Origin of the sequence: Daejeonella sp. (assembly GCF_037719425.1) — a bacterium.
In the GTDB taxonomy this organism is placed as follows: Bacteria; Bacteroidota; Bacteroidia; order Sphingobacteriales; family Sphingobacteriaceae; genus Daejeonella.
The window spans coordinates 17704-30191 of sequence record NZ_JBBJNI010000035.1; the positions used below are offsets into that span (position 1 = coordinate 17704).

At 42.9% G+C, this 12488-nt stretch carries 11 protein-coding genes; 8 read left to right on the forward strand and 3 right to left on the reverse strand.

All coding sequences use genetic code 11. From position 1 onward, the window contains the following. Positions 1–11: 11 nt before the first annotated feature. From WKF69_RS06715 to WKF69_RS06735, 5 genes are read left to right on the forward strand one after another with little or no spacing between them, the layout of a single operon-like run. Positions 12–800 carry a ThuA domain-containing protein gene (locus tag WKF69_RS06715; protein ID WP_340380619.1) on the forward strand — a complete coding sequence of 263 codons (789 nt, stop codon included), beginning with the start codon at positions 12–14 and terminating at the stop codon, positions 798–800. Beyond that, a complete protein-coding gene (locus tag WKF69_RS06720) occupies positions 782–1813 on the forward strand; it encodes a glycoside hydrolase family 43 protein (RefSeq protein WP_340380620.1) in 1032 nt (343 codons plus the stop codon). Before WKF69_RS06715 ends, WKF69_RS06720 begins: the two co-directional genes overlap by 19 nt. A gap of 31 nt (positions 1814–1844) precedes the next feature. Continuing rightward, entirely contained in the window at positions 1845–2963 is a 1119-nt protein-coding gene (locus WKF69_RS06725; RefSeq protein ID WP_340380621.1) for a Gfo/Idh/MocA family oxidoreductase, read from the forward strand. Between the two features lie 29 nt (positions 2964–2992). Next, complete coding sequence (locus WKF69_RS06730; RefSeq protein ID WP_340380622.1) at positions 2993–3853, forward strand: sugar phosphate isomerase/epimerase family protein; 861 nt, start codon at positions 2993–2995, stop codon at positions 3851–3853. A gap of 19 nt (positions 3854–3872) precedes the next feature. Continuing rightward, positions 3873–5432: an MFS transporter gene (locus tag WKF69_RS06735; protein WP_340380623.1), complete on the forward strand. Its 1560-nt coding sequence runs from the start codon at positions 3873–3875 to the stop codon at positions 5430–5432. A gap of 37 nt (positions 5433–5469) precedes the next feature. Here WKF69_RS06735 and WKF69_RS06740 read toward each other — a convergent pair whose 3' ends face one another. Next, entirely contained in the window at positions 5470–7938 is a 2469-nt protein-coding gene (locus tag WKF69_RS06740; RefSeq protein ID WP_340380624.1) for a TonB-dependent receptor, read from the reverse strand. Positions 7939–8498: 560 nt separating this feature from the next. Between WKF69_RS06740 and WKF69_RS06745 the strand changes: the two genes are divergently transcribed. Genes WKF69_RS06745 through WKF69_RS06755 form a run of 3 tightly spaced genes read left to right on the forward strand, consistent with a single transcriptional unit; the run spans position 8499 to position 11373 of the window. Beyond that, the gene (locus tag WKF69_RS06745; protein ID WP_340380625.1) at positions 8499–9044 is read left to right on the forward strand and encodes a hypothetical protein; all 546 of its coding nucleotides are present in this window, start codon (positions 8499–8501) and stop codon (positions 9042–9044) included. Positions 9045–9055: 11 nt separating this feature from the next. Next, positions 9056–9640 (forward strand): outer membrane beta-barrel protein, encoded by a 585-nt coding sequence (locus tag WKF69_RS06750; protein WP_340380626.1) that lies wholly within the window; start codon positions 9056–9058, stop codon positions 9638–9640. Positions 9641–9666: 26 nt separating this feature from the next. Further along, positions 9667–11373 carry a T9SS type A sorting domain-containing protein gene (locus WKF69_RS06755; RefSeq protein WP_340380627.1) on the forward strand — a complete coding sequence of 569 codons (1707 nt, stop codon included), beginning with the start codon at positions 9667–9669 and terminating at the stop codon, positions 11371–11373. Between the two features lie 266 nt (positions 11374–11639). Here the strand turns inward: WKF69_RS06755 and WKF69_RS06760 are convergent, their stop codons facing one another. Both WKF69_RS06760 and WKF69_RS06765 read right to left on the reverse strand, forming a co-directional pair. Beyond that, positions 11640–12302, reverse strand: coding sequence for a hypothetical protein (locus WKF69_RS06760; RefSeq protein WP_340380628.1), 663 nt, complete (start codon positions 12300–12302; stop codon positions 11640–11642). A gap of 2 nt (positions 12303–12304) precedes the next feature. Beyond that, the coding region (locus WKF69_RS06765; protein ID WP_340380629.1) for a hypothetical protein at positions 12305–12488 on the reverse strand (184 nt) is incomplete at its 5' end.

Below are 12488 nucleotides of genomic sequence, written 5' to 3' on the forward strand. Positions count from 1 at the left end.
GCAAATTAATCATGAATTCAAAAACTAATAAAAACATAATGACAATCAATCGCCTTTTTCAATCTTCCCGCAGAGTGTTTTTAATACTTGTGTGCGGGTTTGTTTATGTATCAATGAATTCCTGTAGTGTCAGAACAGGTGGAAGCGGCGCTTCATCTAAAAGCATCAGAGTTTTAATGGTGGGAGGAGGTTCCTCTCATAATTTCGATGTCTGGTATAAGGACGCAGATGCAAAAACCTTGAGCAGAGATGGCTTAGCCACTGTTACTTACACGAGTAATACCGATTCCATCGCTGAATACCTGAAGCAGGCCGATGTACTTTTTTTAAGCAACAATCAGCCCATTAAAGATGCGAACGTTCGCAGAGCCATATTTGATTTTGCATCTCAGGGCAAGGGTATCGTATTATCCCATGCTGCGTTGTGGTATAACTGGCTGGATTGGCCGGAGTATAATCTCCAATTAGCAGGCGGAGGTTCCAGGGGACACGACCGTTATGGCAGCTTCGAATTTAATGTTGTAAATAAGGAGCATCCAATCACAAAGGGAATAGAACCCAGGTTCACGTTAAAAGATGAACGTTATTATTATATACCTGATCCTGCCGGCCCGGGCATTGAGGTGCTGGCATCAAATAGCGTTTCAGGTTCTGATAAGATTTACCCGAGTGTATTTGTCGTTAAAAATACTACCACAAGGATAGCAGGGGTTGCACTGGGCCACGATGCAGAATCGCATAATATTGCTAACTATCAAACACTTTTGCGCAATGCAGTTAAATGGGTAGCGAGGAAATAAGTCAGCGTACCCGGTCGAGTATATTCCTGGTACCACTGAAACGGTGCCTACTCGTCTGTATTCTGTTATATTGCGTTAATCTGCAATCGACGGCACAGCTCGTTCGCGCAAAATCTGATACGATATTTCTTGCAGATCCAACAATCTTCTCGGATAAGAATGTGTATTATCTTTATGGTACGGGGAGTAGCAGGGGATTCCTTGTATATCGTTCAACTGACCTTGAAACATGGGAAGGCCCTGTCGGAAAGCGGGACGGGCATGCTTTGCTCAAAGGAGATAGCTATGGTTCGAAAGGATTCTGGGCTCCCCAGGTTTTTCGCTACAAGAAGAAATATTACATGGCCTATACGGCTGATGAGCAAATTGCCATAGCAGAGAGCGATAACCCGCTTGGCCCCTTTGTGCAAAAGGAGTTTAGGATCATCACCGGCCCGGGTAAACAGATCGACCCTTTTATTTTTATAGACAAAGGCAAGATCTATCTCTATCATGTTAGACTAACAGAGGGCAACAGGATCTATGTTGCGCAGCTGAAAGATGATCTTTCTGATATTGTTCCGGGAACAGCAGTGGAGTGCGTCAGCGCGACCCAACCCTGGGAAAACACAGCCAATGCGAACTGGCCGGTTGCCGAAGGGCCAACGGTAATAAGACGTGATAAACTGTATTACCTTTTTTATTCGGCCAACGACTTCCGAAACATCGATTACGGAATGGGTTATGCCACATCGCTTTCACCAACTGGCCCTTGGATTAAATTTGAGAATAATCCGGTCATCAGCCGCCACAACGTGAACGTAAACGGTCCCGGCCATGGAGATTTCTTTAAAGGACCTGATGGTGGTTTCCGGTATGTTTTTCATACGCATAACTCTGGTTCGAGGGTTTCACCGCGCGTTACCGTACTGGTCATAGCACAATTTATAGAGTCGGCCGGAAAGCCGAAACGACTGGTAATAGATACGGGAAGTATCAGGGCCTTGATGGCAAAAGATATTGAAAAACAATAATTTATAACATATATAATCAAACACTCTAAAAATGGACGACAAAAAAATTACGGTAGTTATTGTAGGTATGGGTTTCGGAAAGGAATTCATCCCGATTTACCAGAGCCATCCTAATATTAAAGCAGTGGGCATTTGTACCCGCAATAAAAATACCCTTGCAGAGCTTGCGGCTAAATTTAATCTTGATAAAAATCTCTGTTTTGAGAATTTCGAAGATATTCCGGGCAGAAGTGACGTGGACGCTATACATATTGTAACACCGGTGCCTGAGCATGCGAAGATGACGCTTGCATCCTTAAATGCAAACAAGCATACTGCTTGTACCATACCAATGGCTATGACCGTGGAAGACTGCACAGCCATTGTAGAAGCAAAGCGGCGAGCAAACAAAGTGTATATGATGATGGAAACGGCCTTATATACCAGGGAGTTTCTTTACGGTCTGGACCTTGCCGAAAAAGGTGCCCTTGGGAAGATCCAATTCGTAAGAGGTTCACATATTCAGGATATGAGCATGGACGGATGGGCAGATTACTGGAAAGGTTTCCCGCCGATGCTTAACGGGACTCATGCAATATCACCGCTTTTACGGATTAATAATACGAAAGCAGAGACGGTTGTCTGCCACGGCTCAGGAAGGTTGAGCGACGATCTTGCCAAACGATATGGCTCCCATTTCGCGGTAGAGACAGCCACGTTTACCTTAAAAAATTCGGATGTGATTGCCGAGGCAACCCGGTCTTTATTTGATGTAGTGAGGCAATACCGGGAAAGCTATGATGTATATGGAACAAAAATGTCATTCGAATGGGAGCAATTGCAGGATGAAAGCCATATCGTTTTCGACGGCGGTGAAAATGCCAGCAGAATAGATGTGCCGGACACGGATCAAATGCTTATAGAAGAAATTGCTCACTTTACCCGGCGGGAAAAGATTGACGATCCGAACCATGTTTCGTTTCTTCAGGGCGCCGGACACGGAGGTTCACATCCTCACCTTGTACAGGAGTTTGTAGCAGCGATCATTGAAGGGAGAAACTCGGCGGTTGATGCAGACATCGCTGCAAACTATACTTCCGCAGGTATTTGTGCGCACGAATCAGCAATGAACAACGGCAACCGGGTGAATATCCCGAGCTTTGAATTGTAATATCTTATTATAACACATATTGAAGTATTATGCAGTTTGGAGTAAGTACGTTTCTTTGGGCATCGCCATTTAGCACAAATTCTTTCGATCTTGTTTACAAGATCAAAGACATGGGTTTTGATATTATAGAAGTGGCGGTCGAGAATAAAGATCTGATCGACTGGACGAAGCTCAAGAGGATCGTGAAAGAAACCGGCTTGCAGGTCACTATAAGCGGGGCCTTTGGGGCTAACAGAGATATCTCCAGCGATGACCCTGATATCCGTGAGAATGGCTTGAAGTATATTACGGATTGTATCACCATTGCGCAAGACATGGGAAGTCCCATATTTGGCGGTCCGGTATATTCGGCTGTTGGGAAAACCAGGTTTATATCCGACGAGCAGAAAAAGAGAGAACGAGCGTGGTGCGTGGAGAATCTCATAAAAGCAGGCAAATTTGCTGAAGAGCGTGGAATTATTGTCGGCCTTGAGCCCTTGAATAGATTTGAAACCGATATGGTTAATACCGCGGATCAGGCAATTTCACTGGTAAAAGAAGCCGGCCACCCGAGCATTAAAATTCAATTAGATACCTTTCACTGCAACATTGAGGAGAAAAGTATACCAGAAACAATACGGAAAATTGGCAAAGACCTATTATGTCACATCCAGGCCAATGAAAGCGACCGGGGAACACCCGGCACCGGCAATGTAGACTGGGAAGGCATGCGCGACGCCCTTACAGACATAGGCTACGACAAGGCGATCGTTATTGAAACCTTTGGAGAAGTATCAGAGGAGATAGCGCGCGCCGCCAGCATATGGCGGCCTTTGGCAAACAGCTCAGATGAACTCGCGGCAGAAGGTTTGCAATTCTATAAAAAACTTTTTAACTCAATAAACCACTAATTAAACACAGCTCAACAAAATGATTAAAGCACAAGTGATTACTAACGATACTGACCAGCGGGCAAAAACATTACTGTTTTGGGGCTGCTTTATGGCGATTGTGGCATCAGCCTTTGGCTTTGTATTCCGGGCTTTTATTATGGCAGACTGGGGAATACAATTCGGATTAAGTAAAACCCAGCAGGGAGAAATTTTCGGTGTTGGATTTTGGCCCTTCGGGATAAGTATTGTTCTTTTCAGCCTCATAATTGACAAAATTGGGTATAAAAAATCAATGGTATTTGGTTTCATCTGCCATTTATTATCGGTTGTTATCACGATCATGGCCAGTGGATATTGGATGCTTTATTTGGGAACATTCCTGTTTGCTTTAGGAAATGGTGCTGTGGAAGCCGTGGTTAACCCCGTGGTAGCTACAATGTATCCTAAAGAGAAAACAAAGTGGCTTAACATCTTACATGCTGCCTGGCCGGTTGGAATGGCGATTGGAGGTATACTCGGCATTGCCATGATAAACCAAAAGCTGCCGTGGGAGTTTATTATCGGCTTAATTATGCTTCCTACAATTATCTATGGGTGGGTAATAGTAAAGCGCACTTTCCCTTTAAATGAACGGGTGAAAGCAGGAGTGTCCTATTTAGAAATGCTTAAGGAAGTCGGTATTTTAGGATTCCTTATTATTATAGCCCTAAGTATGTTTCAATTAGGCAGCCTGTTCTTGTGGTCGTATGCTGTAAGCATAATAGCTACTCTGGGTATTGTTGGAATCTTCGGCTATTATGTAAGGTCATTAGGACGACCGTTATTTATTTTGCTTTTGCTGATCATGATACCATTAGCTACAACTGAATTAGGTACAGATAGCTGGATAACTGATTTAATGACCCCCGCTATGCAAAAAATGGGACTTCAGGGAGGTTGGGTATTGATCTACACTTCCATAATTATGGCTATATTAAGATTTTACTCCGGCCCGATAGTGCATAAGCTCTCGCCGGTAGGGCTGCTTGCAGCAAGCTCGGCTATTGCAGCTGCAGGTTTATTTTTCCTTTCCTATTCATCCGGTTTAATGATCATAGTTGCAGCTACTGTATACGCATTAGGAAAAACCTATTTCTGGCCTACTATGCTCGGCGTGGTTTCCGAGCAGTTTCCAAAGGGAGGTGCACTTGCTTTGAATTTCACTGGTGCGGTAGGAATGATGGGAGTGGGGGTAATCGGCGCGGTGATACTTGGATTCGTACAGGACAAGCAGCTCGACCAAAATCTCGCCCTGTATGACCGGAATAATAATACAGCTCTTCACTCCACCTACGTTACCGAAGAGAAAAAGGGACTCTTCGGTTCATATAGAGCCATTGACGGAAATAAATTGCTAAACGCACCTCCGGAAACCGTACTAACTATTAATAATGTTCAGAATGATGCGAAAAAGAATGCGCTAAGAACAGTTACGATATTCCCGGTAATCATGCTGATATTTTATCTGGCGTTAATTTTCTACTTTAAGACCAAAAAAGGGGGCTATAAGCCGGTGGAGTTAAGTAAAGATGAGGCATTGCCGATGGCAGAATTCTGAGAAAAGAATGAGAAAATGTTTTAAAAGCCTGCAGCTATTAAAATTCCTTGTCACCGAATTCACTGGCAGGCAACTTACTCTTGCTGCTTAGCCTGTTCAAATTGAAGCTAAAATTCAGAAGGAACACATCGGTTTCATAAATGTAATTGGTCGTTGTGTAAAACTCGCGACCCATTGTGGTTATTCTTTGTCGCTGTGTGTGATTCGTCCCCAAATCCATATTTTGCCATTGCAGCGAAGCTGAAAGCTGTCCCTTCATGAGTGTTTTTTTCACTGAGGTGTTGGGCACGATAAAACGCGAGTCTTTGCCTTGCGCAGTAGGGCGTTCAGAAAGGTAATTTAAATTGCCCTGCAAGCTCCAGGTAGAAGACAGTTTGAAACCGGTGTTCGCATTAAAACTATACACCCATGCTGTATTGTTAATAGGCGACGATACATCCAAAATGTTAATTGTGCCGTTAACTTTGTAATTATAAAGATTGGCACCCAGATAAAGTGTCCACCATTTAGCTGGCTGGAGGTTAGTGCCCATTTCGACTCCAAATGAACGCGCACGCGATGCATTCGTAAACACCCTGTTGAGAATGCTGTCAGCATATACCGAATTCACCCGTTGAATTGGGTTTTTAATTCCCTGATAATAGAGCGTGGTAAAAAATGACCCTGACGAAAAATTTCTGATCAGGCCCAACTCAGCCAGGTCGATAAATTCTGGAAGCAGGTCCGGATCCCCCTGTTCCAATGTCTCAGAGTGCTCACGCTCCGGGATTGGATTCAGCTCAAAATTATTGCGTCGCTGCACACGTTTGCTGTAACCCGCTTTCGCTTTCCAGCCGGTTGAGATGTTATAAAGTAAGTTCGCTGACGGGAAAAGATTCGATAGATTTAGAATATGAGGATTTGGATCGTAGGAGAGGTTTACCGTCCGCGCCGCATATTCATAACGTAATCCGCCAACATATTCCAGCTTGCCCGATTTTCCTGAGTATTGCGAATAAACCGAGTTAATCTGATTTTTGGCCTTTGCCGTTCCACGGAAGCGGGCTGCATCTGGCTGTGATGCTGCTGGTGTAACGGAGTACTCAAATTTGCCGTCCTGTGTATCGTATCTGAATTGGTATCCCGTTTCTAATTTTCCTCCGCCCAAAGGCAATGCGTGATCCAGTTTGAACCTGTAGCCATTAATTGGATTTTCGTAGGGATTGTAAACATCCTGTATTACGATGGCATTATTAGGGTGATTTAGGTTTTTGTTACTGGTGTTACCGTACAAACGCGCACGCTCATAAAGAGCAGAAACGGCAATGGTAGATTTATCGCTAAATTTATGTGTGTAGTCAAAATTTCCAAGAGTGAAATTACCCTGCTTTGTTTGCAGATTGGAGTTAAAATATGTAGTAGATCTTTGCAGGGCATTAGTTGTTAAATTCGACGTTGTATTGTTGTAAAGTAGGTCTGCTAGACGGGCCTGATAACGCTTGCCAGCAAAAAAACCTGCCGATAAAGTATTCATTGTGTCGGGAGTAAAGCTGATTGTGGTGCGACCAGCGTAGTTATATTTGTCGAAACTGCGCTCCCCGTTGGACGGGAAACGGGTTATGGTGTTGGTAGTAAAGTTTTTAATAGATACATCGCCTTCGCGATAGCCAGCATTATCATTACGTGTATAATTTCCGCCTGCACTTATGTCCCATTTATCGCTCTTTGCATTTATGGTCAGGTCACCGCCAAAACGCTTTGATGATTTTTTATTGCCATAATCTTTGGTGGATGGCAAACCCGCCAGTGTATTTGCAGCAAGGGTAAGCCCATTTGTTGCCCCTTTTTTGGTGATGATATTGATAATGCCACCTTTGCCATCCGGATCATATTTAGCCGAAGGCGCTGTAATCAGTTCAATGTTTTCAAGCATATTGGCCGGGATTTGGCTCAGCACAGTCTGAGCATCAGTTAGCACTGGTTTGCCATTGATCAGCACTAAAAACCCGCTTGATCCGCGTATACTTATTTCACCCTGGCCGTCAACAGAAACAGAGGGTAGGTTTTTCAAAACATCCACAGCATTGCCGCCCTTCGCCGATTCAAATTGACCTGCCCTGTAGGTTTGCTTATCAATCTTGCTTAGCGCATCGAGCTTTTCACCGGTTATGTTCACCTGATTAAGCATTTGGCTTCCTGGCTGAATTTGGACGTTCCCAAGATCCAATATTTGTCCGCTTGCTACTACAATTTCAGAAACCACCTTTGAATCGTACCCAATAAAAGCAATTTTAAGCCGGTAATTTCCAGATTGAAGACCTCGAAAATCGAATCCGCCGTTCGCTTTTGTTATCATGCCAGCCACCAGTGAAGAGTCTGCGGTCTTGAATAGAGCCACGCTTGCAAATTCTACGGGGGTTTTGCCAGACTTATCGAAAACAAGGCCTTTGATAGAAGATGTTTGGGAAAATGCGCTTATCGAAGTTAAGGACAGAAGGATTAATAAAGCAAGCTTATTGAGTGTCATTAAGTCGATATCAGATGAATGAACAAATGGTTAAAAAAAAGCCCTGTTACGAGAATAAAAGGGCTTTTTTTTGTCTCTTTCACGTCCTTAGCAGACTTTGCCCGCTTTTGATCGCCTTTGACGATTGAAGCGGAGAGCTAGGGATTCGAACCCACTCTGAAATATACTGATAACCAATATCTTACGTGGGTAATGGGTTCTTACTCACCGAATTACGCACCACTTTATTACTACAGATTAAATGCAAATCTTAAAGTATAAAGATATAAATTATGGGAATATATATCAATTTAAAGTGCAAAAATCAGAGGATAACGGTCACAAAACGTTTCTATTCTGAGCTATAATATCTTTGCCGGATAATCTGTGCTCGTATACCATCGATTTCATCTTAGCCTTATTTATCCTTAGGTTTCAAATAGTAGAATATCAGAAAATGAACTTAAAATCTTACCCAAAATTTCTTAATTTAACTTGCAACATTCTTGCAGAATCTCTCGTATTAAGTTATATTACTCTTTGATATTCATAAAGTTCAATTACTTTTTATAGATGGCAAGATGTATAAAATCAACTTAAAAAATGCTTTAAAGACCTTTTTAGTATTATCAATATGCCTGTTTTTTGAAAATGCATATAGCCAAACCGCTAAAGGATATTGGCTGGCAGGAGGCCAGGCGGCCTTCAGTTCTGACAGAAATGATGATGGCGGAACAGTTCTAAATCGAAAGATATTCCAGGCTTCTCCGATGTCCGGATATTTTTTTATAAACAACTTGGCTGGCGGCTTAAGAACATCATTTAGATATACCCATTTATCCTCTTCAGAAAATTATACCAGTTTTTCAGCTGGCCCTTTTGTAAGGGGCTATTTTCTTCCTGTTGAAAGGAAAGTCAACCTTTTCGCCCAGGCTGACTATATGTACGAAAACCAAGTTAAGGCCAACATTTACTCTGTTAACGCAGGCCCGGTAATCTATTTTCATGACAACGTAGGAATAGAATTTACCGTAGGTTATTCTGTATCTGCATATAAAGGAACGCCTGCACAATACAGAACACTTCAATCTGGAATAGGGTTACAGATCCATCTTAATAAGGATTAATCAAATAAATTATGAAAATCTCTTCATCTAAATATAAAATAGCTATCCTCTCTATTGTAATAGTAGTATTGATGGTCTCAGCTGCTATCGGCCAAACCTCCAAGGGCAACTGGCTGGTTGGCGGTTCAGGCAACTTTTACTTTACTGACCTAGTTGATGATCCCATAATTGATGAACATTCAACCACTACAATAAACTTGTCGCCGGTAATAGGATATTTTTTGAAAAATAACTTTGTCATTGGCTTAAAGCCTTCTTTTAGTTATACCGGGTACGACGGCGACAATTTAAGTTATAATCGAAACTACAGCATAGGTCCGCTCATTCGTTATTACTTTCTGCCTTCGGATAAGGAGTTTAATTTGTTCGTGCAGGGAGATTTTCAATATGGCGTTGAGCATTCAGGGAATTATATACAAAGAAGTTCGGGCAGTTCCACAAGTTATTCCTTCTTAGCAGGTCCAGTTGTATTTCTGAACAGCAGCGTAGGAATTGAATTTATTTCCGGTTACACATCATTCAGAAATGTAAAGTTTGGCCGAAAAAATGACAAATTCCAGGCGGGAATCGGATTTCAAATTCATTTAAAAAAATAATAAAACCTACTTCTAAATCTATCACCATGAAAAAAAAGTTACCTAAAATCGTATTACTCCTGCTGACTGTTGTATACAGTGCTGTATCAGGACAGACAGTCATTGACTACGAAGATTTTAATTCTTCAGCCTGTAACGCTTTCAGTAGCACAACAAATGTCGGGGGTATCCCTCACCGTACCGTTAAAGGTCAACCTCAAAAGATGACGGGCGCACTAAATTTAAGAGCTGATTATGACATTGCGACCCCTCGGGGAACTGAATATGCCATTACTTATGCTTTTAAGCAGGCATACAGTTACAAAATTACGATCAGTGTCATCCGGGCAAATCCTACAGGAAACGCAGGCGCAATTATTCGGCTCCGGACAGATCTTGCCAATACAATTGGTGTCAATACCCTCTGTTCAGGTCCGCAATCAATCGATCCTTCGGCATCAGGCAATTTAAAACAAAGTGAGCAGATGCCAAGTACAGCATGGTCACAAACGCCAAATACCCTCGTTTTTAATTACACCAACCTTGCTGCTGCTCAGTCTTATTTACTGATTGCTGCCATTCCGCCATTGAACGCAAGCCCCCAAACTCTTCTGATCAGAAAAATACTTATCGAAGAAGTCGGTTCAGCAGATCTAGAACTTTCCCCCGCTTCCCTGACTACTGCCTGTGGTACGGCAGTAACTCAAACATTTTCTGTTGCTAACCCCAATGGTGTTGCAAACATAACCGGCTATGACTGGGATTTAGGAAATTCAAGTAATGGCTGGACTTATAACGGGAGTCCGGCTCCGCAGTTCATTTCAACCGGGTCGCCATCATTAACATTAACATCTTCCTGCACTGGTGCTGGGCTGCAAAATGTCAAAGTAACTGTTAAGGTAAATAATGCCGCGTATAAAACATATACGAGTATCGTTTCTGCCGGGCCGGTGTCCTTCAATATTTCCGGTGATAACACGATATGCTCAGGAACCGTTACTTATACGCCTGATAATATACCTTGCAATTCTACTGTTAGCTGGAGCGTCTCCGGAACTTTGGCAATTGCGGGAACCAGTGGCAATTCAGTAGATGTCTATGGAACTGGCGAGGGAGCCGGGATTTTAACGGCTACCATATCAGGTGGTTGCTCCGGGGTGATGAACAAATCAATTCAAACAGGATACCCCATTGCACCCTATTTTATTGACATCTTCGATCCGAGCTCGCAGCCTGAATACTTGTGTCCGAATACCACTTATCGTGCAGAGGCGAGTTGGTCGGGTGCCTCATACTTTGAGTTCCATTGGAGTTTACCTACAGACTGGACATCTCCTAACGGAACCGGCAGCGCGTTTACCACATCCGGTTTGCAAGCTATGATCACGTTCACAACCGGCTCAATTCCAACCACTTCACCTTTCACCGTCCGGGGAGTAAATGCATGCGGAATAGGTGATGGATATACTATTTATGTATCTACAGAAAATTGTTCGATGCTGAGGTATAGCATATATCCTAACCCTGCTGCTGATGAAATAAGGGTAAGCAGTTCGGCCAAAAGTGTTCCGAATACTAAAGATTATGAGATTCGTCTATATAATGAAGGTGGAAAAGTGCTGAAATCCTTAAGAAGCAACCCAAAAGTGAGTGAGACAAGGATGAACACGCAGGATATTCCAAATGGTACGTATTTTCTTCACATCATTGAGGGTAAAGAAGTCACCAAAAAGCAGATTATAATTAATCATTAATGCTTCAAAATCATCCAAAATACCCTTCTCGATCTGGGAGGGTTTTTTGTTTAACCCATAATTTACGCAAAGGAATTGATCATGAGTTTAAACTATATGTCCTTCAAAAAAACCGGTAGATCCGCAACATCCGGTTATGCGGTTGGTATGAGCACCCTATCTGAAAAGAAACGCAGCGACTACTATTTTTTCCGGTAAAAACCAAAGCGAAACTCCCAGTTTCGCAAGTCGCAAAAATTTGGAGGGCAAAAATATCCATTAACACGTTATCGAGGCCTTTTTTGATCCATTTTTAGTTTAGTTGCTTCTTCTTTGGCCAGTACAGCCTCCTTTTCAACTTGTCTGGCTGTGGCTTCAGCCTGCACGATAGCCAGTTGTTGAGCTTCCAGTTGCTTTGTTTTGGCTTCCATATCTTCGGGGTTGTGGTGATAAAGCGTGTCTGTTCGGTACGCTACATCCGGGTTGGTCTGCCTGACCATTCGAAATTTCACATCGTTTTCCTGCATCCGTTCGTTTTCGCTCCATAGGTTAAGGGATGTTCCAACGGCTATCGAGGTAACAATCAGCAGGATTATACCGCCAAAGATAAATCCCTTGGTTTTATCCTCAAAACGGTGCAATGCCTTTACCTTAATCTCCTTGGGCAGTTCCCGGACCATAATATCCTGGCTTATGGTTAATTCCCTGATTGAGGATACCAAAGTTTTGAAGTCTTGTGCACGCTCTTCTATCTTTTCCAGCAGGGGCAGGATTTGATCCTGTTCGCCGTGTTTTTTGATCAGCTTTTTAAGTTCAGCGAACTGTTCCTCATAATCTTTGATCTCCGGGAATTTGATCTCCTTGTTTTCCAGCTGTGTTACCCGTTCTTCGATCCGTAGGGTAACCTCCTGGTTATCCTGTAATTGTTCCTGTATTTCATGTGTATTCATAATTACCTGCTTAATCCATGTGATTGTTCCTGTTGATGTTGTTTTCTTTTTCTGCGCCGTTTTTCTGCATCACCCACCGGGTCAGGTTCAGCCGCTGCAAATTCAGGACTTAGCAGAACTTCCATTACGCCTTTTCCGCTATCGCGGCTATGTTGGTTTGCCGTTTCCCGTAACTGTTCGACAAGC